The 19,329-nt window shown below is 64.2% G+C and carries 21 protein-coding genes; 16 read left to right on the forward strand and 5 right to left on the reverse strand.

All coding sequences use genetic code 11. The features are described 5' to 3' along the window. Positions 1 to 2 precede the first annotated feature (2 nt). The 6 genes from FSY59_RS02680 to FSY59_RS02705 all read left to right on the forward strand — a co-directional run bounded on the left by FSY59_RS02680 (position 3) and on the right by FSY59_RS02705 (position 4,573). On the forward strand, positions 3 to 617 hold the full coding sequence (locus FSY59_RS02680; protein ID WP_019044241.1) for a biliverdin-producing heme oxygenase: 615 nt from the start codon (positions 3 to 5) through the stop codon (positions 615 to 617). Between the two features lie 90 nt (positions 618 to 707). Next, the gene (gene gspN / locus FSY59_RS02685) at positions 708 to 1,499 is read left to right on the forward strand and encodes a type II secretion system protein N (protein ID WP_003056859.1); all 792 of its coding nucleotides are present in this window, start codon (positions 708 to 710) and stop codon (positions 1,497 to 1,499) included. A 93-nt stretch (positions 1,500 to 1,592) separates the two neighbouring features. Beyond that, entirely contained in the window at positions 1,593 to 1,937 is a 345-nt protein-coding gene (locus tag FSY59_RS02690; protein ID WP_003056858.1) for a YbaN family protein, read from the forward strand. A 56-nt stretch (positions 1,938 to 1,993) separates the two neighbouring features. Continuing rightward, positions 1,994 to 2,587, forward strand: a complete 594-nt coding sequence (gene rrtA / locus FSY59_RS02695; RefSeq protein WP_255439116.1) for a rhombosortase — start codon at positions 1,994 to 1,996, stop codon at positions 2,585 to 2,587. A gap of 131 nt (positions 2,588 to 2,718) precedes the next feature. Further along, positions 2,719 to 3,699 (forward strand): alpha/beta hydrolase, encoded by a 981-nt coding sequence (locus FSY59_RS02700; protein ID WP_148728423.1) that lies wholly within the window; start codon positions 2,719 to 2,721, stop codon positions 3,697 to 3,699. A gap of 16 nt (positions 3,700 to 3,715) precedes the next feature. Next, a complete protein-coding gene (locus tag FSY59_RS02705; protein WP_003056855.1) occupies positions 3,716 to 4,573 on the forward strand; it encodes a GNAT family N-acetyltransferase in 858 nt (285 codons plus the stop codon). Between the two features lie 307 nt (positions 4,574 to 4,880). On the opposite strand, the gene FSY59_RS02710 is transcribed toward FSY59_RS02705, so the two are convergent. The 4 genes from FSY59_RS02710 to FSY59_RS02725 all read right to left on the reverse strand — a co-directional run bounded on the left by FSY59_RS02710 (position 4,881) and on the right by FSY59_RS02725 (position 8,586). Beyond that, positions 4,881 to 5,372 carry a heme-binding protein gene (locus tag FSY59_RS02710; RefSeq protein ID WP_148728424.1) on the reverse strand — a complete coding sequence of 164 codons (492 nt, stop codon included), beginning with the start codon at positions 5,370 to 5,372 and terminating at the stop codon, positions 4,881 to 4,883. 119 nt (positions 5,373 to 5,491) lie between these two features. After that, complete coding sequence (locus FSY59_RS02715; protein ID WP_003056852.1) at positions 5,492 to 6,073, reverse strand: response regulator transcription factor; 582 nt, start codon at positions 6,071 to 6,073, stop codon at positions 5,492 to 5,494. Next, on the reverse strand, positions 6,070 to 7,563 hold the full coding sequence (locus FSY59_RS02720) for a sensor histidine kinase (RefSeq protein ID WP_148728425.1): 1,494 nt from the start codon (positions 7,561 to 7,563) through the stop codon (positions 6,070 to 6,072). Before FSY59_RS02720 ends, FSY59_RS02715 begins: the two co-directional genes overlap by 4 nt. A gap of 66 nt (positions 7,564 to 7,629) precedes the next feature. Continuing rightward, a complete protein-coding gene (locus FSY59_RS02725; protein WP_003056848.1) occupies positions 7,630 to 8,586 on the reverse strand; it encodes a folate-binding protein YgfZ in 957 nt (318 codons plus the stop codon). 44 nt (positions 8,587 to 8,630) lie between these two features. Here FSY59_RS02725 and mltG point away from each other — a divergent pair, with 44 nt between their 5' ends. The 6 genes from mltG to FSY59_RS02755 all read left to right on the forward strand — a co-directional run bounded on the left by mltG (position 8,631) and on the right by FSY59_RS02755 (position 13,539). Continuing rightward, the gene (mltG, locus tag FSY59_RS02730; RefSeq protein ID WP_043007538.1) at positions 8,631 to 9,623 is read left to right on the forward strand and encodes an endolytic transglycosylase MltG; all 993 of its coding nucleotides are present in this window, start codon (positions 8,631 to 8,633) and stop codon (positions 9,621 to 9,623) included. Between the two features lie 89 nt (positions 9,624 to 9,712). After that, positions 9,713 to 10,402: a dTMP kinase gene (gene tmk, locus FSY59_RS02735; RefSeq protein WP_148728426.1), complete on the forward strand. Its 690-nt coding sequence runs from the start codon at positions 9,713 to 9,715 to the stop codon at positions 10,400 to 10,402. Further along, positions 10,399 to 11,424: a DNA polymerase III subunit delta' gene (locus FSY59_RS02740; protein WP_003056841.1), complete on the forward strand. Its 1,026-nt coding sequence runs from the start codon at positions 10,399 to 10,401 to the stop codon at positions 11,422 to 11,424. The genes tmk and FSY59_RS02740 overlap by 4 nt, the downstream gene beginning before the upstream one ends. An 89-nt stretch (positions 11,425 to 11,513) precedes the next feature. After that, a complete protein-coding gene (locus tag FSY59_RS02745) occupies positions 11,514 to 11,870 on the forward strand; it encodes a PilZ domain-containing protein (protein WP_003056839.1) in 357 nt (118 codons plus the stop codon). Positions 11,871 to 11,983: 113 nt separating this feature from the next. After that, entirely contained in the window at positions 11,984 to 12,814 is an 831-nt protein-coding gene (locus FSY59_RS02750; protein ID WP_043371914.1) for a TatD family hydrolase, read from the forward strand. Beyond that, complete coding sequence (locus tag FSY59_RS02755; RefSeq protein ID WP_003056835.1) at positions 12,811 to 13,539, forward strand: ankyrin repeat domain-containing protein; 729 nt, start codon at positions 12,811 to 12,813, stop codon at positions 13,537 to 13,539. The genes FSY59_RS02750 and FSY59_RS02755 overlap by 4 nt, the downstream gene beginning before the upstream one ends. A 111-nt stretch (positions 13,540 to 13,650) precedes the next feature. On the opposite strand, the gene msbA is transcribed toward FSY59_RS02755, so the two are convergent. Next, on the reverse strand, positions 13,651 to 15,507 hold the full coding sequence (gene msbA, locus FSY59_RS02760) for a lipid A export permease/ATP-binding protein MsbA (protein WP_029158820.1): 1,857 nt from the start codon (positions 15,505 to 15,507) through the stop codon (positions 13,651 to 13,653). Positions 15,508 to 15,807: 300 nt separating this feature from the next. On the opposite strand from msbA, the gene tolB reads away from it, so the two are divergent. The 4 genes from tolB to FSY59_RS02780 all read left to right on the forward strand — a co-directional run bounded on the left by tolB (position 15,808) and on the right by FSY59_RS02780 (position 19,307). Next, complete coding sequence (gene tolB / locus FSY59_RS02765) at positions 15,808 to 17,127, forward strand: Tol-Pal system beta propeller repeat protein TolB (protein ID WP_034400262.1); 1,320 nt, start codon at positions 15,808 to 15,810, stop codon at positions 17,125 to 17,127. A gap of 67 nt (positions 17,128 to 17,194) precedes the next feature. Beyond that, positions 17,195 to 17,722 carry a peptidoglycan-associated lipoprotein Pal gene (pal, locus tag FSY59_RS02770; RefSeq protein ID WP_003061517.1) on the forward strand — a complete coding sequence of 176 codons (528 nt, stop codon included), beginning with the start codon at positions 17,195 to 17,197 and terminating at the stop codon, positions 17,720 to 17,722. Further along, complete coding sequence (gene ybgF / locus FSY59_RS02775; RefSeq protein WP_003056826.1) at positions 17,722 to 18,483, forward strand: tol-pal system protein YbgF; 762 nt, start codon at positions 17,722 to 17,724, stop codon at positions 18,481 to 18,483. Before pal ends, ybgF begins: the two co-directional genes overlap by 1 nt. After that, the gene (locus FSY59_RS02780; RefSeq protein WP_148728427.1) at positions 18,483 to 19,307 is read left to right on the forward strand and encodes a ThiF family adenylyltransferase; all 825 of its coding nucleotides are present in this window, start codon (positions 18,483 to 18,485) and stop codon (positions 19,305 to 19,307) included. Before ybgF ends, FSY59_RS02780 begins: the two co-directional genes overlap by 1 nt. Positions 19,308 to 19,329: the final 22 nt, after the last annotated feature.

A 19,329-nucleotide genomic window follows, 5' to 3' on the forward strand; every position in this document is an offset into this window, starting at 1 on the left:
CCATGAATCTGCAAACCAGCCCCTCGAGCGGGGCCCGACTTTCCCAGCGTCTCAAGACGGAGACCGCGCAGCAGCATGAGCGCATGCATGAGCTCATGGAGCAAGGCAATCCATTTGCCGATCGCGGCAGCTATGCGCGCTTTGTCGCCGCCCAATACCTGTTCCAGCGCGACGTGGAGCATCTGTTTCAGGATGCCGCCGTCAAGGCAGCGGTCCCTGACCTGGAAGCGCGCGGGCGTCAGGAGGCTTCGCTGGCGGATCTGGCCGATCTAGGGGCAGAGCTTCCGCAAGGTGCACTGGGCAGCGAGGCCGTAGGGATGCCCGAGGCCCTGGGGTGGCTGTATGTGTCGGAGGGCTCGACCCTCGGGGCAGCCTTCCTGTTCAAGGAAGCCAGGGATCGTCTGGGTTTGTCGGAAACCTTCGGGGCCCGTAATCTGGCGGCCTATCCGCAGGGACGGGCCCTCGCCTGGCGTGCGTTTGTGGCTTCGCTCGACGCGCCGGAGCTAGCCGATGTCGCAATCCAGGACAAGGTGATTGCCGGTGCCAATGCTGCCTATGACCGCTTTGGCAGCTTGCTGGAGCGCTATTTTCCGCAGCCTGCAGCCATCGACGCCTGAGCACTGTTGCATACCGTGGTAGCTGGAACGCATTGGCGCAGAAGCGGCCGTTCAAGGCCTTCAACGGCTGGCTCGCCATGGCACTGGGGCATGGCGGGAGGGCTGCTCGGCGGCGTGCTGTGCCTGCTGGCCTTTTTTCCCGCGCACTGGCTTGCGGCCCAGGTCGCCATGGCGAGTGGTCAGCGCATCGCGCTGCAGGACGTGCGAGGCTCCGTCTGGAAGGGGTCCGCAGTGCTGATGCTGGCGGGCGGAGCGGGCAGCCATGATGCGCAAGCCTTGCCGGGGAGGTTGAGTTGGAGTCTGCATCCGACCCGCAGCAGTGAGGCGCAGGGCCTGAGCCTGCAGGACTGGGGTGTTGGCGTCGCCGTTGAGCATGCTTGCTGTCAGCGACAAGCGGTGCAACTGCGCTGGCTGCCTTTGAGACGGGTGTTTCAGCTGTCAGGGCTGGACTGGCAACTGCCGGCCCAGCTGCTTGCAGGCCTGGGTACTCCCTGGAACACGCTGGGCCTGGAAGGCCAGCTTCAGCTGTCCTCGTCCTTTCTCCAATGGCCCGAGAGCATGGAGACTGATTCCATGCAGGGGCGTCTGGAGTTGAAGGCCTTGTCGCTGTCTTCCCGACTCTCCACGCTGCGCCCGCTGGGAAGCTATCGCATGGCACTTGTCGCTCAGCGCACAGGTGCGGGCCCGGGCTTTGAGCTGCAGACGCTGCAAGGTGCGCTGCAACTGAGCGGGAAAGGCCAGCAGCTTGCGGGTCGCTGGCGCTTTCAAGGACTGGCCGGGGCCGAGCCCGGACAGGACGCGGCGCTGGCCAATATATTGAACCTGATAGGAAATCGCGGCGGCGATATCGCATGGAGCATCGTGCGTTCTCCGCCTCCCTGATCCATGACAGAACCATCCTCATCCGCCGACTTCCCGACCCCAAGGCCAGAAGACTTGCATAAGCGTCTTTCCCTGCCCCTGCGTTGTCTTTTGATGGTCTTCGCTGTTCTCTGCGTGATATTGGGCTTGATCGGTGCCGTGGTGCCCGGCATGCCGACGACCGTGTTTATCCTGATGGCCGCCTGGGCGGCGGTACGCAGCTCGCCCAGGCTTCACGGCTGGCTCTATGCCCATTCCCTGTTCGGCCCCATGTTGCGCAACTGGGATGATGGCGGGCAGGTAAGCCGTCGCGTCAAATGGATGGCCAGTGCCAGCATGGTGTTCAGCTCTGCGCTGATCTTTCATGTCGCCGAGAACCCGTGGCTGAGCGCATCGGCTGTGGCAGTCATGGCTTGCGTGCAGATCTGGCTGTGGCTCAGGCCCGAGCCCCAGGCATGAAGTCCGGCCCGCGAGCTCTCTCACCGAGGCAGTGTGCGCTGCTGATGTGCATGCTGATGGCCTTGCTGCAGGCTCTTCCTGCTGCATGGCGAGTACTGCTGCGCTATGAGACCGCGGCACTTGCCGATGGGCAATGGTGGAGGCTGCTGTCGGCGCACTGGGTGCACCTGAGCTGGGCTCATGCCGCAATCAATGCCTGCGGCTTGCTGCTGTGCTGCTCTTTCGCGGATGCCAGCTGGACGGCAAGGCGTCTGCTTGCCTGCATGGGCTCTCTGGCCGTTCTGGTCTCTTTGCTGTTGTGGCTCACCTCGCCTCAGGTGAGCGACTATGTCGGCATGTCGGGCCTGCTCTACGGACTGATAGTCTGGATTCTCCTGTCGTCGGTTCTGCTTCGTCGGGATCTTCCGGCCGCCACCGTGCTGCTGCTTGTCATGGGCTGGCTGGCCTGGCAGTCCTGGGCCGGCCCCGATCCGCGCGAACAGAAATTGATCGGTGGCTATATTGTCACCCAGGCGCACTGGTTCGGACTACTGGGCGGAATCCTTGGCGCATTGAATAGCTGCCGCAGCCAGTTGGTTCAGCGATGGACCGCTGCCGCGACCTGCCAGCCGCCGAGATGCGATGCAGGCGACCTTGGCCGATTGCCTTGAGCCTGCTACCAGCAGGGGTGGCTCCCTGAAGCGTCTGCGACGGTATCGATTCCGAACAATTGTCAGTATTGGCCTGCAGACTTCGGAGTTGCAACGCACAATGCCATCCTGTGTTTTTTATCGTCGTGATCATGTCCGATTCCTCTGCGGCTTTGCCAGCCAGTCTGACACCATCCATGCGCGATGTGCTGCGTCGCATGGAGCGGGCCGCGCGCACTCCCATGCACGAGCTCGGCGCGGAAGCTGCCAAAGCGGCCTATGAGGCTGGCGCCGGCGTGCTTGAAATCCCCAGGCAGGCCTTGCCTCGCGTGGAGGAGTTGCAGATTCCTGCACGCGACGGCACGCAGTTGCCGGCCCGCCTCTATGCACCTGTGAGTCGCGATGAAGCCCCCGCTGCGGGCCTGCCTGTGCTGCTGTATCTGCACGGCGGCGGCTTTACCGTAGGCAGCGTGTCCACGCATGATGCGCTTTGCCGTCAGCTCGCGCACCTGGCGGGTTGCATGGTCGTGTCGCTGGACTATCGCCTGGCGCCACAGTTCCGGTTTCCCGTCGCACATGACGATGCCTGGGACGCGCTGCAGTGGCTGGCAGCCCATGCGCAAAGCCTGGGGGCAGACGGCAGCCGCCTGGCTGTCGGCGGCGACAGCGCCGGCGGTACGCTGGCGGCAGCCTGTGCCATCGAAGCACGCAACACCGGCCTCAAGCTGGCCTTGCAGCTGCTGATCTATCCCGGCACCACGGCGCACCAGGACACCGACTCCCATCGCCGCTTTGCCCATGGACTGGTGCTTGAAGAGGCTTCCATCACCTGGTTTTTTGCGCAATATATCGCCAAGCGCCAGGACCGTGAGGATTGGCGCTTCGCGCCCTTGCTGGCGCCCGATGTCGACCACGTCGCACCTGCCTGGATCGGTCTGGCAGAGTGCGACCCCCTGGTGGACGAAGGCGTGGAATATGCTGACAAGTTGCGCATGGCGGGCGTGGCCGTGGATCTGGAAATCTACAAGGGCGTGACCCATGAGTTCGTCAAGATGGGGCGCGTGATTGCCGAGGCGCGTCAGGCGCACCGGGACATGGCGCAAGCCTTGCGCGGTGCGTTTGGATTGAATTGAAACCAGAGTAAGAACTATGAATCGACAGGACTTTCGCAGCTTTACGCGTATCGAGGTGCGCTGGGCCGAGGTGGACGCGCAGAAGATTGTTTTCAACGCTCACTATCTGATGTATGCCGATGTGGCCATCACCAACTACTGGCGCCAGCTGGCCATTCCCTATGAGGCCGGCTTTGCATCGCTCGGCGGCGAGCTGTTTGTGAAAAAGGCCAGCACGGTCTATCACGGCTCGGCCACTTTGGGCGATGTGCTGGATGTCGGCATCCGCTGCGTCAAACAGGGCAATACCTCGCTGCAGTTCGAGGCAGGCATCTTCCGGGGCATGGAGCTGCTCAACACCGTGGAGCTGATCTATGTGTTTGCCGACGCGGCGACGCAGACCCCCAGGCCCGTGCCTCAGGCCATGCGGGATTTGCTCACGGCCTATGAGGCAGGGCAGGAGGTCGTCACGCTGCGCTCGGGCAGCTGGAACGACCTCGGGCGCGACGCCGAGCGCCTGCGCCTGGCCGTGTTTGTGCGCGAGCAGGGCGTACCGCGCGAGATCGAGATTGACGAGCTAGACCCCGTGGCGCGTCATGTGGTGCTGTTCAATGGCCTGAACCAGCCCGTGGCCACGGGCAGGCTGGTCAGCGATGCGCCGGGCGTGGGGCGTATCGGCCGCATGGCTGTGGATCGCAGCGTGCGCGGCGGTCGCTGGGGACGCATGGTGCTCGAGAGCCTGATGGATGCGGCGCGCGATCGCGGCGACAAGGAAATCGTGCTGCACGCGCAGCGCCATGCCGAAGTCTTCTATCTGCGCGCAGGCTTTACGCCGGTCGGCGAGCCTTATGAGGAGGCCGGCATTCCCCACATCACGATGCGCAGAGTGCTTTGATACATCTTTTTTGATAGCTTGCAACGCTTTATCTGCAAGCGTTAAAGCCCGATTTTATGCTTGATGCGAAGGAACGCCCATGGCAAGAATCATGACCGTCCTCTGTCTGATCGGGGTGGCGGCGGCCGCCTATGTGGCTTATCGCTACGGGGTTTTCTGAGCTCGATCGGGCGAGGCCCGGGACAGGGGGCGAGCGGCTGAAGGAGAGCGCCATCCGCTGGCGGGAGCGCTCTGCGGCGGCCTGCTTCGCAGGCCTTGCCGCACGCAGGCTCGAACGCAGTTCTTTCTCACCTGCGTGCCGGGGGCATTACTGCAACTGATCCTTCAGCGCGGTGATGGCCTTCTGGGCGCAGGCTTCGTCCAGATGGCCGCCAGGCGCACCGGCTACGCCAATGGCACCAATGGTTTCATTGCCGGTCTTCAGGGGTACGCCGCCACCCAGTACCAGGAAGCCGGGGATATTCGCCATGCCGGCTGCATCGGGATTGGACTGAATGGCCTTGGCGATGCCGCTGGTGGGGTTGCGCGACGACGCCGAGGTGAAGGCCTTGGCGCGCGAGGCTTCGACGGTATGAGGGCCGGCGCCGTCGGCACGCACCATGGCCAGCAGCACGCCCGAGCGGTCCAGCACCGAGGCGCTGACGTTATAGCCGTCGGCGCTGCAGGCCGCCACGGTCTGCTGGGCCAGCTGCAAGGCAGTGGCGCTGGCGATGCTGCGGGTGGAAACGGTGGCTGCGGAAGCGGCGGCAGCGGCCAGGGTCAGGGTGCAGAAGGCGATGTTGCGCAGGCGTTGGTTCATGTCAAAGCTCCTTGTGGATGGGGGTGAACAAGCGATGACAGAACTGTAAGCAGGGCTGCTTTCGGCGCCCATTCGCAAGGCAACGGATGGCCATCGGTAATCCTACCGAGTCGGGCCGCTCACAAGGCTGCAGTCAGCAGCAGTCTTGTCTGTTCTGCGACCGAGCCAGTACCCAGCTTTTCGGCCAGCCTGGCGCGGTGCGTGTCAACGGTGCGCACCGATATATCGAGCGCCGCCGCGATCTCCTTGCTGCCCAGGCCCTTGGTGATCAGCTCCAGCACCTCACGCTCGCGCTCGGTCAGGCCGCGCAGGCTTTGGCGGGCCTCGTTGCGCTCGGCCTGCTGGTCCAGCCGTGTCTGCGCCGACTCGATGGCCTGCAGCAGAGTCTGCTCTTCGATGGGCTTGGTCAGAAAGTCGGTGACCCCTGCCTTGAAGGCACGGCGGCAGGCATGCAGATCGCCGTGGCCGGTGATCACGATCGTGGGCCAGTCCACGCCCTGTGCCATGAGCTGCTCGTGCAGCTGCAGGCCCGACATCATGGGCATGCGCAGGTCGGTGATCAGGATGCCGGGCTGGCTGCGATCCAGATGGGCCAGGCAGTCGGCAGGAGATTCAAAGCAGGTCACGGGCAGCTCATAGGTCTGCAGCAGCAGATGCAGGGCGTTGCGCACCGACGGGTCATCATCGATCAGATAAATCATGCAGGCAAATCGGTTCCATCCAGCGGCAGATGCATGACAAAGCGGGCGCCATGCGGGCCGGATACATATTCCAGACGGCCGCCCATGCGCTCCATCAAGGTGGCGCACAGCGGCAGACCCAGCCCCATGCCGTCGGACTTGGTGGTGAAAAACGGCTCGAAGATGCGCTCTGCCGTGGCCGCAGTCATGCCCGGGCCGTTGTCCTGCACCACGAGCAGGGCCTCGCCACCGCTTTGTTCCAGCGTGATGCTGATGGCTGCCTGCGCGTCCTGCGCCTGGCCAAGCGCATCGAGCGCATTGCGCACCAGATTGTGCAGCACCTGCTCCAGCGCCACCGGGTCGGCCCAGGCGCTGCAGGGCTGCAGCGGTGCCTGCCAGTGCAGCGCCACCTTGGCCTGGCGTGCCGGGCCTTCCAGCAGCAGCAGGGCCTGATCGACGACTTGGGCCAGATCCAGTCTCTGTGGCTGGCTTGGGGCATTGCTCACATAGCTGCGCATGCGCTCCAGGATGGCGCCTGCGCGCCTGGCCTCGCGCACATTGGCCTGAAGGGCAGTCGCCAGCAGTTCGGTCTTGCCCAGCTCGTGGGCGCGCAACGCTGCCTGGCTCTGGCTGAGCAGGGCGGTGACAGGCTGGGCCAGCTCATGTGCGATGCCCGAGGCCATCTCTCCCATGCCGTTGACGCGCGAGGCATGGGCCAGCTGCGCTTCATTGGCCAGCAGCTGGGCGCGCTGCTGGTGGCGTCTGGCCTGCTGGCGGCTTTGCCAGATCAGGTGAACCGCACCGACCAGCGTGGCGCTGATCAGGGCACTGATCAGCGCCATGCCCCAGCTCACCAGGCTGCGGGGGCGGCTGAGCAGTTGCACCTGCAGAGGCTGGTCATAGCCGGCGAGTGTGAATTCGCCGAATTTGTGGCTTTGCTGCAGCTGCGCAGCTGGCTCCAGCAAGATGTGGTCATGAAGGCGGATGCGCAGCCCGCTGTCATCGGGCAGGACCTTGTCGTCCAGCAAGTGGGAGGAGTCAATGCGAACGCAGAGCCAGCCTTCGGGGTCTGCTATCTTTTTGAGGAAAAGATATTGACCCGAGTGCAGGGCGTCAGGCAGGCTGGCGCTGGCTCGCGGCGCCAGCGGAGCGGCAGTCTGCGCCACGGCCGGGTCCCGGCAACTGCCGGTGGCGGGCGTGACCGCAGTGACCAGCTGGATTTCCTGGATGCGCGGGTAAATGGTCTGCACCGACTGCGCAATATGCTGCAGAGCCGATGACTCCTTGGCTGCATCCAGCGGCGCCACGGCAGTCAGGGCGGTAAGGTGGGCCTTGTGCTGGGCCACCTTCTCCAGCATCTGGCGTTGTACGGTCTGGGTTAGCTGCAACTGCTCCTGCTCCTGGCGGGCATGGGCCTGCCACCACTGCAGGGCCAGGATCAAGGCGCAGAGCAGCCCCCAGGCCAGGGCCAGCAGCCAGCGGTGGCGGTAGTCCGGGGAAGAGTTGCTCATGCGCCGAAGTGTAGCGGTGGCCTGGCTGGCAATGCCGGGCCAGCGGCAGTGCGGGGCCGGGGACGCTTAGATATCCGCCAGCAGCTCGTAGGGCAGGGGCAGGACCTGCAGCCCGATGCCCTTGCCTGCATCGGCGCTCTGGCCATCGGCCAGCGCCGCATGGGCAAACAGATCGTCGCGGGTGGAAGAGGCAATCTGCATGGAGACGATGGCATCCCAGCCGCCTTGCGCAGCTGCTGCTGCCTGCACCACGGTGCCGGTTGCCTGCTCCAGGTCTTCGGCGCTGAAGACTTCCTGGCCCACGCTCAGAGCCTGCTCGGCATGAACCAGATAGGCGCGGCGCTTGAGCGTGCCGCGGAACTGGCTGCGGGCCACCACTTCCTGGCCGGGGTAGCAGCCCTTTTTGAAGTTGACGCCGCCCAGGGACTCGTAGTTCAGCATCTGGGGCACGAAGGCATCAACCACCGGAGCCGATAGCGTGGCCACGCCGCTCTGGACTTCGGACCATTGCCAGAGGTCCTCGCTCAGCAGCTGTCCTTCGGGGGCCTGACCCGCAGGGCCGATCCACAGCGCACGCTGGTTGCCTGCAGCGGGGTAGAGAGCCAGAACATGGGCATCGCCTTGCTGGCTCAGAGTCCAGGGGGCGGCTGCCGCGCCCGCATGGTGCTGGGCGGCCTGGCCGGTCAGTCCGTAAAGAGCAAAGTCGGCTGTCGCATCGCTGAGCTTGCACTGGGCTCGCAGCACAAACATGGACAGGCGCTTGAGCGTGGGAGCCAGCAGGCTGCGGTCACAGATCAGCACGATTTCATCGGCGCTGCGCCTGAAGCCGATGAAGCTGGCCAGCATGCGGCCCTTGGCCGTGCAAAAGGCTGCGAGGCGGGCCTGATCGAACTTGAGCAGTGCGAAATCGTTGCTCAACTGGCCATGGAGAAAGCTGGCTGCGTCGGCGCCAACGGCGCGGATGACACCAAGGTGGGAAATGGGGGTAATGCCGTTCAGGGGCAGCGTCTTGGGCTGGGTCATGGCTGAATTATGATCGTCGCTCTGTGTACTGATGGATCTAGCTTGTGCGTGCCCTTATTCGAGCACTGATATTTTTGCTGCTGCTGGCCGCCCTGGCGGCAGGCGGCGCCTGGTGGTGGCTGAACCAGCCGCTGCAGCTGTCCGAGCCCAATCTGGAGCTGGAGATCGAGCCCGGCACCACGCCGCGTGGCGTGGCGCAGAACGTGGTCAAGGCCGGGGTGCAAACCGATGCGCGTCTGCTCTATGCGTGGTTTCGCTTCTCGGGCAAGGACCGCGCCATCAAGGCCGGCAACTATGAACTGAGCACGGGTCTCACACCTTATGTGCTGTTGCAAAAGCTGGCGCGCGGCGAGGAAAGCCTGCGTGCGCTGACTCTTGTCGAAGGCTGGAACTGGCGCCAGGTGCGAGCGGCGCTGGCGCGTGAGGAATTCCTCAAGCAAGACAGCGCAGGGCTCAGCGACGAAGCCGTGATGACGGCCCTGGGCCGGGTGGGCGTGCCGCCCGAAGGCCGCTTCTTTCCCGACACCTATACCTATGCCAAGGGCAGCTCGGACATGGCCGTGCTGCGCCGTGCGCTGCACGCCATGGATCGCCGTCTGGCCGATGCCTGGGCCATGCGGGCGGCCAATACCCCGCTCAAATCTGCCGATGAAGCCCTGACCCTGGCCAGCATCGTGGAAAAGGAAACCGGCCGCGCTGCAGACCGGGCGCAGATTGCCGGCGTTTTCTCCAACCGCCTGCGCATAGGCATGCGCCTGCAGACCGATCCTTCGGTCATCTATGGCGTGGGGGCGAGCTTCGACGGCAATCTGCGCAAGCGCGATCTGCTGGAGGACACGCCCTGGAACACCTATACCCGTGCAGGTCTGCCCGTCACGCCGATCGCCATGCCCGGCAAGGCGGCGCTGATGGCGGCGGTGCAGCCTGATCAGACCAAGGCGCTGTACTTCGTGGCCAGGGGCGATGGCACCAGCCATTTCAGCGCCTCGCTGGACGAGCACAATAGGGCCGTCAACCGCTACCAGCGCGGTCAGTAAGCAATCTTTGAGGGTGCAAGGCCGTGGTCTGTGCCCTGTGTCGAATCAAACAACTGGTGCCGCCATGCGCTGCACTAGAGGAAATATCAGTGAGTACAGCTTTACCCAAGGGTCTGTTCATCAGTTTTGAGGGCATCGACGGTGCGGGCAAGTCCTCGCATATCGAGGCGCTGGCCCAGGCTTTTCACGATCAGGGCCGAGTGGTCACGCTCACGCGCGAGCCCGGTGGCACGCCGCTGGCCGAAAAGCTGCGCGCCTTGATGCTGCATGACGCCATGGACCCGCTGACCGAGGCGCTGATCGCCTTCGCGGCCCGGCGGGACCATCTGGTGCAGGTCATAGAGCCGGCGCTGGCGCGCGGCGAGGTGGTCATCAGCGACCGCTTTACCGATGCCACTTTTGCCTACCAGGGCGCGGGCCGTGGCTTCAGCTGGGAGCAGCTGTCGGTTCTGGAGCGCATGGCGCAGACCGGCACGGCGCTGCAGGCAGAGTCATCCCCGGATTTCATGCGCGAGCCTGACATGACGCTGTGGTTTGACCTGCCCGCCGAAGTGGCGGCCGAGCGCCTGGCCACGGCCCGTGTTCCCGACCGCTTCGAAGCCCAGCCCGGCGAGTTCTTTGCCCGCGTGGCCCAAGGCTATGCCGAGCGCGCCAGGACGGCACCTCAGCGTTTTGTGCGTATTGACGCCCATGCCAGCCGCCATGCCGTGTGGCAGCAGATCACCCAGGCCGTGGTGCGCAAGGGCTGGCTGGCCATCATGGTAGGCAGCAAGCCATGAGTGCCTCCGATCTCGAAGCGCCCTGGATCGCCGCGCAGCGTGGCCGCTTGCTGGCCCAGCGTGGTCATGCCTGGCTGCTGCAAGGGCCTTCGGGTCTGGGCCAGTACGCACTGGGACTGTCGCTGGTGCGCGCCTGGCTCTGCGAGCAGCCGTCTGCACAAGGCGCTTGCGGCCACTGCACCAGCTGCCATGCCATCGAGGTGCGTGCGCATGCCGATCTGTGCGTGCTCATGCCCGAGGTGCAGATGATGGAGCTGGGCTGGCCGCTGCCGGAAAAAGCCCAGGCCGACATCGACGACAAAAAGCGCAAGCCCAGCAAGGAAATCCGCGTGGAAGCCATGCGCGATGCCGTGGAGTTCTGCCAGCGCACCAGCGCGCGCGGACGCGGCAAGGCCGTGCTGGTCTACCCGGCCGAGCAAATGAATGCGATTACCGCCAACGCCCTGCTCAAGACGCTGGAGGAGCCGCCCGGAGACACCCGCTTTGTGCTGGCCAGCGAGGCTGCGCACCAGTTGCTGCCCACCATTCGCAGCCGCTGCCTGACGCACACCATGACCTGGCCTGCCGCGGCCGAGGCCGCGCAGTGGCTGCAGGCGCAAGGCCTGAACGAGCCCGATGCCGCAGCGGCGCTGCAGGCTGCAGGCGGTCGACCCGGCGATGCGCTGCGCATGGCGGCGGACGCAGGCAAGGCCGCTGCCTGGGCGCAGTTGCCAAGGCAGCTGGCCAAGGGAGATGTGGCAGCGCTGGCGGCTTTTGCGCCGGTGGATGCCGTGCAGGCGCTGCAGAAGATCTGCCACGACCTGATGGCCCTGGCCGGTGGCGGCGAGCCCCGGTATTTCTCGCCTGCCGATCTGCCGGGCAAGCCGCTGCCCATGGCGCTGCTGGCCGAATGGTCGCGCGAGCTGGTGCAGGCGGCGCGCACGGCCGATCACCCCTTCAATGCTGGGCTGATGATGGAGGCTCTGGCCTCCAGGGCGCGGGCGGTGCTGATCTCGGGCAAAGCCGCCAGAGCCGTGCGCTAGGTCATGAAGCACGGTTTGGTCAAAATATTCCCGGGTGTTAACCTCGCCACTACCGCCGCCCGGCTGCCACAAGAATTCCGCTACCCACTATGAACGCAACTACCACCCCTCGTCCCAGCGTGATGCAGCTGGCGATCAAGGAAAAGGCGGCGCTGTATGCCGCCTATATTCCGTTGTTCGCCGAAGGGGGGATTTTTGTGCCCACGCAGCGTGACTATCGTTTGGGCGATGATGTCTATGTTCTGCTCACCCTGCCCGACGATCCGCAGCGCTATCCGGTCGCGGGCCGGGTGGCCTGGGTGACGCCGGAGCGCGCTTCCGGCAACCGGACCCAGGGCGTGGGCATCCAGTTTCCCAAGGACGCCAAGTCCGCCGAGCTCAAGGCAAAGATCGAGCAGATTCTGGGCACGGCCCTGAGCTCCGAGAAGCCGACCCAGACAATCTGATTATTAATACTGGCGCGTTCTCACACCAGAGGCGCCGAGCAAGAGCCGTCTCGCAGCGATGGCGTCGTCCCCTGGGGGAAGCGGCGCAGCCGCTCAGGAGCGGTCCAATCTCTATGTTTACCGATTCCCACTGCCACCTGAATTTCCCCGAGCTGAGCGCCAATATCGCGCAGATCCGCGCAGCCATGGCTGCCGCCAAGGTCACGCGCGCGCTGTGCATCAGCACGACGATGGAAGAGTTTCCCGAGGTGCACCAGCTGGCGCTGGACTACGACAACTTCTGGGCCACCGTGGGCGTGCACCCCGATACCGAAGACATGACCGAGCCCAGCGTGCAGGATCTGGTGGAGCGCGCCGCGCTGCCGCGCGTGGTGGCGATCGGCGAGACCGGGCTCGATTACTACGGCATGGAAGACCGCAAGGGCGGTCGCACGATTGCCGATCTGGAATGGCAGCGCGAGCGTTTTCGCACGCATATCAGGGCGGCGCAGATCACGCAAAAGCCGCTGGTCATCCACACCCGCAGCAGCTCCGACGACACCCTGGGCATTTTGCGCGAGTGCGGCGAGGCCGATTCCGGCACCCAGGCCGGCGGTGTCTTTCACTGTTTCACCGAAACCGCCGAAGTGGCGCGCGCGGGCCTGGACATGGGTTACTACATCTCCCTGTCGGGCATCGTGACCTTCAAGAATGCCCAGCATCTGCGCGATGTGGCGGCGTTCGTGCCGCTGGACCGGCTGTTGATAGAAACCGACAGTCCCTATCTCGCGCCCGTGCCCTACCGAGGCAAGACCAATAATCCTTCCTACGTGCCTTTTGTGGCCAGGCAGATTGCCGAGGTGCGCGGCATTTCCATCGAGGAGGTGGCTGCCGCCACCAGTGCCAACTTTGACCGCCTGTTCAAGGGCGTGACCTTGTCCGTGAACTCTGGAGCGAGTGCATGAGTCTTTTTGCTGCCCCATCGATTGCATCGTCATTGAACCGCCGCCAGAGCCTGCGCTGGGCGGGGGCTGCTGTCGTCGGGGTGGCGGGCCTGCCAGGGCTGGCCCAGGCCAATGACTACGAGGACTATTCGCGGGCGCTGGTCAGCGACAACTCCAGTGCCATGGTGAATCTGATCTTTCGCGGCTTCAACGCCAACACCCTGGATTCGCGCGGGCGGCCGGGGCTGGTGGCGGCCCTGCATCAGGACTCGCTCAAGGTCTTTGACGTGCTGCTCAAGGCGCCGCGGATCGATGTCAATCTGGCCTCGCGCCAGAACGAGACGCCGCTGATGATGGCCTGCATCAAGGGCCACCTCGATATCGTGCGCGAGCTGATCAAGCGCGGCGCCGACGTGAATCGAGAGGGCTGGGCGCCGCTGCACTATGCAGCCTCCGCCGACACGCCGCAGACGCTGGACATCATCAAGCTGCTGCTCGAAGAAAGCGCCTATATCGATGCAGCATCGCCGAACGGCAGCACGCCGCTGATGCTGGCTGCCCAGTACAGCAGCGAAGCCGTGGTCAGGCTGCTGCTGCAGGAGGGGGCGGACATCACGCTGCGCAACCAGCGCAATATGACGGCAGCGGACTTCGCCAGGCTGGTGGACCGGCAGTACATGGTCGATCTGCTGGGCAAGGCGCTGCAGCATGAGCGCCGTACCCAGCCCCCGCGCGGGAGCTGGTAGCGGACGGTTTCAGTATCGGACTAGCTATTTTGATAGCTGCTAGCGCCCAATGAAAAAGGACTTCAGGTTCATTTGACCCTGAAGTCCTTTATTTATATGCGGTAGCAGCTCTTAAATTTGAGGCTCGCCAGGGGTCGAGCTGCGCACCTGGTTGTGCAGGCGGGCGTAGAGGCCGCCCAGTTCCATCAGTTGCTCATGCGAGCCTTGTTCGGCAATCTGGCCGCGCTCCATGACGACCACGCGGTCCGCATGCTCGATGGTGGACAGGCGGTGGGCAATCACCAGCGTGGTGCGGCCCTGCATCAGACGGTTCAGCGCCTGCTGGACCAGTCGCTCGGACTCGTTGTCCAGTGCCGAAGTGGCTTCGTCCAGGATCAGGATGGGCGCGTCCTTGTAGAGCGCGCGGGCAATGGCCAGGCGCTGGCGCTGGCCGCCCGAGAACTGGCTGGCATTGTGGCCCACCAGGGTGTGCAGGCCCTGGGGCAGATTGCGCACGAAGTCGCCCAGATTGGCGGCCTCCAGAGCGGACCAGACGCGTGTCTCGTCAATATCTCTGCCCAGGGCCACATTGGCCGCGACGCTGTCGTTGAGCATGACCACGTCCTGGCTGACCATGGCGAACTGCTGGCGCAGCGTGTTCAGGTCCCAGTCGGCCACGGGAACCCCTTCCAGCATGATCTGGCCGCTGGTGGGCGAAAAAAAGCGGGGCAGCAGATTGACCAGCGTGGTCTTGCCAGCACCGGACGGGCCGACCAGGGCCACGACTTCGCCGGCCTTGACGTCCAGGCTCAGGTGCGAGAGGGCCGGAGCCTTGTCCGGGCCGAACTGCACGCTCACATCGCTCAGCTGCAGTGCGCCGCTGACCTTGGCGCAGGGCTTGAAACTGCCGCCTTGCTCGTCGGTGGAGCCTTCGAGCAGGGCCAGGCCACGCTCCAGTGCGGCCACGCCGCGCGTGATGGGGTTGGCCACATCGGCCATGCGGCGAATGGGCGCAATCAGCATCAGCATGGCCGAGATGAAGGCGGCAAAGCCGCCCACGGTCACATCCTGCACGCTGGCCGAGCCGATGGCGGCGCCACCTTCGCGGCTTTGCCACAGGGCGATGCAGAGAATCACCGACAGCGCAATCGCCGCCAGCACCTGGGTCAGTGGCGTCATGGCGGCCGAGGCGATGGTGGCCTTGGTGTTCAGGCCGCGCAGCTGGCGGCTCAGCTCGCCAAAACGCGACTGCTGCGAAGCCTGGGCGCCATGCAGGCGCACCATGCGGTGGGCCAGCACGTTCTCCTCCACCACATAGGCCAGTTCGTCGGTGGCCGTCTGACTGGACTTGGTGATGCGGTACAGGCGGCGCGACAGCGTTTTCATGACCCAGGCCACGCCCGGCACCATGAAGGCCACGATCAGCGTGAGCTGCCAGTTCAGATAGATCAGATAGCCGAGCAGGGCGATCAGCGTGAAGCCGTCGCGAGAGATGCTCATCATCGCCTGCACCAGCTGCTGGGCACCGGTCTGCACCTCGTAGACGATGGTGTTGGAAAGCGCCGAGGCCGATTGCCTGGAAAACAGGCTCATGTCGGCGGCCAGCAGGCGCTCGAAGAGTTTCTGGCGCAGACCCAGCATGCCGTCATTGGTGATGCGGGCCAGCGCGTACTGCCCCGTGAACTGGGCCAGGCCGCGAATCACGAACAGGCCGATCAGAAACACGGGCACCGTCCACAGCGGCAGCGACCCTGCCGTAAAACCGCTGTCGAGCAGGGGCTTGAGCAGCGCCGGCATGGCAGGCTCGGTCGCCGCACCCACCAGCGTGGCAAAAATGGCCAGACCCCAGGCCCAGCGCTGGCCCGAGAAATAAGGCGTCAGGCGCTTGAGGCGCTGCATCAGCGGCAGCTCGGATGGATGGGCGGGGACAGCTGGAGCGGGAGCGGCCTTGGGGGGCTCGCTCGGCGATGGTGACGGTGTGGCTTGCATAAGCGCGTGATTTTAGGGCTTGTGCTTTTGGAGTCCGCACGGATCTCAATAGATGAAATTCGGGATGAAGTTGTAACCAACTATGCCTGTTTGAATATAAAGCGCAAGCCTGCGGCAGAATTGGTCCGGGGCTTGTCTCTGCACTCATGCAGACTCTGGCATGCTCCCGATCTGAAAATTTTGGGACACTTGCGTTTGATCACCCTACTGAGCACGTTCTTACATCAGGAATCCGTCAGTGTGTGTAACATTCGCGCTTGTGTTTGTACCGGGCAATTCCGGAAATTTTGATGGCTGCCAATGACTATTGACCGACTTCCATCCCTGACAACCTGGGCGGCAGGGCCGCGCGCTTCCCGTAGAGCCATGCTGGCAACGCTAGCCGCCACGCCGGCCCTTCCGGCACTGGCCCAGTTCAGGGTTGAGGTAACAGGCGTGGGCCTGACACAGCTGCCGATCGCAATCGCCCCGTTCAAGGGGGAAGGTTCGGCCCCGCAGAAGATTTCCGCCATCATCCAGGCCGACCTGGAGCGCAGTGGCCAGTTCCGCGGCGTGGACGCTTCCGGCGTCGCGCTGGACGAGACCTCGCGCCCCGACGTGGCGCAGTGGCGCCAGAAGGGTGCCGATTCGCTGGCCACCGGCAGCATCACCCGCCTGGCCGATGGCCGCTGGGATGTGCGCTTCCGCCTGTGGGATGTGGTCAAGGGCCAGGATCTGGGCGGCCAGGGCTTTGCCGTGACCACCGGCGATCTGCGTCTGGTGGCGCACCGCATTGCCGACTACATCTATGAAAAGCTCACGGGCGAGAAAGGCATTTTCTCCACCCGCATTGCCTATGTGACCAAGGCCGGCGCCCAATACCGCCTGTGGATTGCCGATGCCGACGGCGAGAATGCCCAATCGGCGCTGTCCAGCCCAGAGCCCATCATTTCCCCCGCCTGGGCACCCAACGGCACCCAGCTGGCCTATGTGTCCTTCGAGTCACGCAAGCCCGTGGTCTATGTGCACGATGTGGCCAGCGGCCACCGTCGTCTGCTGGCCAATTTCCGCGGCTCCAACAGCGCTCCTGCCTGGTCGCCCGACGGCAGCCGTCTGGCCGTGACGCTGAGCCGCGACGGCGGCTCGCAGCTGTATCTGCTCAGCGCCCAGGGCGGCGAGCCGCGCCGCCTCATGCAAAGCAGTGGCATCGATACCGAGCCCTGCTTCTCCAGCGACGGTCGCACCATCTATTTCGTCAGCGACCGTGGCGGCGCCCCTCAGGTTTACAAGGTTTCGTCCTCGGGCGGCAGTGCCGAGCGCGTGACCTTCAGCGGCACCTACAACATCTCGCCCGCCATCAGCCCCGACGGCAAGTGGCTGGCCTATGTCTCCCGCGTGGGCGGTGGCTTCAAGCTCCAGGTCATGGATCTGGCGACAGGCACCGTGAACTCCGTCACGGACACCACGGCGGACGAAAGCCCGAGTTTTGCGCCCAACAGCCGTCTGATTGTTTACGCCACCATTCAGGGAGGCCGTGAGGCGCTCATGACCACCACGCTGGACGGCAAGATCAAGGCGCGTCTGGCAGGTCCAAGTGGAGACATACGTGAGCCCGACTGGGGCCCGTTCCAGAAACACTGATCTGAAGTTTGCTTTCCCTCTTTCTTTCTAGTGATGAAGTCCGTTGTGGACTGTTCGGAGAAATCTCATGTTGACTATCAAACGTCTTTCCCTGGCTTTGGCTGTGACCGCGCTGGTCGCAGGTTGCAGCTCTGGCGTCAAGCTGGACGACAAGCCCGTTGACGGTTCGCTGTCGAGCCAGGGTGCTGGCACCAGCGGCCAGGGCCAGAGCGGCGTGTCCGGTGTGGACCTGACCGGTTCGGCCGCCTCCAAGGCCGGCCCTCAGGGCGTCAGCCGCATCGTGTATTTCGACTTTGACAGCTACTCTGTCAAGGCCGATGCACAGCCCCAGATCGAAGCCCATGCCAAGTTCATCAAGGCCAATCCTGCGGCCAAGGTGCAGCTGGAAGGCCATACCGACGAGCGCGGCGGTCGTGAATACAACCTGGCTCTGGGTCAGAAGCGTGCCGAAGCCGTGCGCCGCTCCCTGGGTCTGCTGGGTGTCAACGACGCTCAGGTCGAAGCGGTGAGCTACGGCAAGGAAAAGCCTGCTGCCGAAGGCCATAGCGAAGACGCTTACGCCCAGAACCGTCGCGTTGAAATCAACTACCGTTAATGATGAAGCAGGCCTTGTTGACTCTCCGTCACGCAACGCTGCCGCGCCTGGTGGTGGCCGGCCTGCTGGCCGGCTCTGCCATCAGCGCCCATGCAGCCCTGTTTGGTGATGACGAGGCGCGCCGCGCCATCATCGAACTGCGCCAGCGCGTTGACAGCCTGCAGCAGTCGCAGGAGCAAACCCGTCGCAGCCTGCTGGATCTGCAGTCGCAGATCGAGTCGCTCAAGTCCGACCAGGCCAAGCTGCGTGGTCAGAACGAGCAGCTGACACGCGACGCTGCCGAGTTGCAGCGCGGTCAGAAAGATCTGGCCAAGGGCTTTGACGAGCGTCTGCGCCAGTTCGAACCAGTCAGCGTGACCGTGGACGGTGTGGAATTCACTGCCGATCGCAACGAGCAACAGGACTTCGAGCAGGCTCTGGGCATGTTCCGTTCGGGCAAGTTCCCCGAGGCTGGTCAGGCGTTTGCCGCTTTTCTGCGCCAGTGGCCCAAGAGCGGCTATACACCGTCGGTGCGCTTCTGGCTGGGCAACTCGCAGTACGCCACACGCGACTATAAGAACGCCATTGCCAATTTCCGCTCGGTCATGACCACGACTCCCATGCATGCCCGCTCGCCCGAAGCGGCCTTGTCCATCGCCAACTGTCAGGTGGAACTCAAGGACACCAAGGCGGCGCGCAAGACTCTGGAAGAGCTGCTGCAGGCCTATCCGAACTCGGAAGCCGCAGGGATTGCCAAGTCCAAGCTGGCGACGCTCAAGTAATGGCCGGATATTCACAGCCTCAAGCGGAAACAGCGCCCCCATACGGCGCTGTTTTTTCTATGGAAGAAGCAGATGTGCAGCGCCGCTTTGGCGGTTTGGAGCGCCTTTACGGCGTACCGGGCGCAGCCCGGATTCGTGCCGCCCATGTGGTGGTGGTCGGTGTCGGCGGAGTCGGCTCGTGGACGGCCGAGGCCCTGGCGCGCAGCGGTGTGAGCCGCCTGACCCTGATCGATATGGACCATGTGGCCGAGTCCAATATCAATCGCCAGATCCATGCGCTGACCAGCACGGTGGGTCAGGCCAAGATCGAAGCCATGCGTGATCGCATCGCCGAGATCAATCCCGCTTGCGTGGTCAATTGCATTGACGAGTTTGTCGACCCGGACAACTGGCAGCAACTCTTGCCGGTCGATGCCGATGCGGTGATCGATGCCTGCGATCAGATCAAGGCCAAGGCCGAAATGGCTGCGCACGCGCGCAAGACCCGGCAGTGCTTCATTTCCGTCGGCGCTGCGGGCGGAAAGCGCATGGCCCATCTGGTGGATATTGCCGACCTTGCTGCGACGACTCATGATCCGCTTCTGTCGCAGCTGCGGTACCGGCTGCGCAAGCAGCATGGCGCCCCCAAGGATGGCAAGCGCATGGGCGTGACCTGCGTGTTCAGCCGGGAGGCGGTAGCTCCTCCCGATGCATCTTGCTCCATCGAGGGCGGTGATGGCAGCCTCAACTGCCATGGCTACGGCTCGGTCGTGGCCGTGACGGCAACCTTTGGTCAGTGCGCTGCAGGCTGGGTGCTCGATCAATTGGCCCGGCAGTCGAACTAACCCTAACCGCGAACTGATCCAA

This window comes from Comamonas sp. Z3 (assembly GCF_008121565.1).
Lineage (GTDB): Bacteria > Pseudomonadota > Gammaproteobacteria > Burkholderiales > Burkholderiaceae_C > Comamonas > Comamonas brasiliensis.

What these genes read in the sequence shown, in the direction of transcription:
- FSY59_RS02680 (WP_019044241.1), top strand. Translation starts at nt 3, where the DNA reads ATGAATCTGCAAACCAGCCCCTCGAGCGGGGCCCGACTTTCCCAGCGT.
- gspN (WP_003056859.1), top strand. Translation starts at nt 708, where the DNA reads ATGGCGGGAGGGCTGCTCGGCGGCGTGCTGTGCCTGCTGGCCTTTTTT.
- FSY59_RS02690 (WP_003056858.1), top strand. Translation starts at nt 1,593, where the DNA reads ATGGTCTTCGCTGTTCTCTGCGTGATATTGGGCTTGATCGGTGCCGTG.
- rrtA (WP_255439116.1), top strand. Translation starts at nt 1,994, where the DNA reads ATGGCCTTGCTGCAGGCTCTTCCTGCTGCATGGCGAGTACTGCTGCGC.
- FSY59_RS02700 (WP_148728423.1), top strand. Translation starts at nt 2,719, where the DNA reads ATGTCCGATTCCTCTGCGGCTTTGCCAGCCAGTCTGACACCATCCATG.
- FSY59_RS02705 (WP_003056855.1), top strand. Translation starts at nt 3,716, where the DNA reads ATGAATCGACAGGACTTTCGCAGCTTTACGCGTATCGAGGTGCGCTGG.
- FSY59_RS02710 (WP_148728424.1), bottom strand. Translation starts at nt 5,372, where the DNA reads ATGAACCAACGCCTGCGCAACATCGCCTTCTGCACCCTGACCCTGGCC.
- FSY59_RS02715 (WP_003056852.1), bottom strand. Translation starts at nt 6,073, where the DNA reads ATGATTTATCTGATCGATGATGACCCGTCGGTGCGCAACGCCCTGCAT.
- FSY59_RS02720 (WP_148728425.1), bottom strand. Translation starts at nt 7,563, where the DNA reads ATGAGCAACTCTTCCCCGGACTACCGCCACCGCTGGCTGCTGGCCCTG.
- FSY59_RS02725 (WP_003056848.1), bottom strand. Translation starts at nt 8,586, where the DNA reads ATGACCCAGCCCAAGACGCTGCCCCTGAACGGCATTACCCCCATTTCC.
- FSY59_RS02740 (WP_003056841.1), top strand. Translation starts at nt 10,399, where the DNA reads ATGAGTGCCTCCGATCTCGAAGCGCCCTGGATCGCCGCGCAGCGTGGC.
- FSY59_RS02745 (WP_003056839.1), top strand. Translation starts at nt 11,514, where the DNA reads ATGAACGCAACTACCACCCCTCGTCCCAGCGTGATGCAGCTGGCGATC.
- FSY59_RS02750 (WP_043371914.1), top strand. Translation starts at nt 11,984, where the DNA reads ATGTTTACCGATTCCCACTGCCACCTGAATTTCCCCGAGCTGAGCGCC.
- FSY59_RS02755 (WP_003056835.1), top strand. Translation starts at nt 12,811, where the DNA reads ATGAGTCTTTTTGCTGCCCCATCGATTGCATCGTCATTGAACCGCCGC.
- msbA (WP_029158820.1), bottom strand. Translation starts at nt 15,507, where the DNA reads ATGCAAGCCACACCGTCACCATCGCCGAGCGAGCCCCCCAAGGCCGCT.
- tolB (WP_034400262.1), top strand. Translation starts at nt 15,808, where the DNA reads ATGACTATTGACCGACTTCCATCCCTGACAACCTGGGCGGCAGGGCCG.
- pal (WP_003061517.1), top strand. Translation starts at nt 17,195, where the DNA reads ATGTTGACTATCAAACGTCTTTCCCTGGCTTTGGCTGTGACCGCGCTG.
- ybgF (WP_003056826.1), top strand. Translation starts at nt 17,722, where the DNA reads ATGATGAAGCAGGCCTTGTTGACTCTCCGTCACGCAACGCTGCCGCGC.
- FSY59_RS02780 (WP_148728427.1), top strand. Translation starts at nt 18,483, where the DNA reads ATGGCCGGATATTCACAGCCTCAAGCGGAAACAGCGCCCCCATACGGC.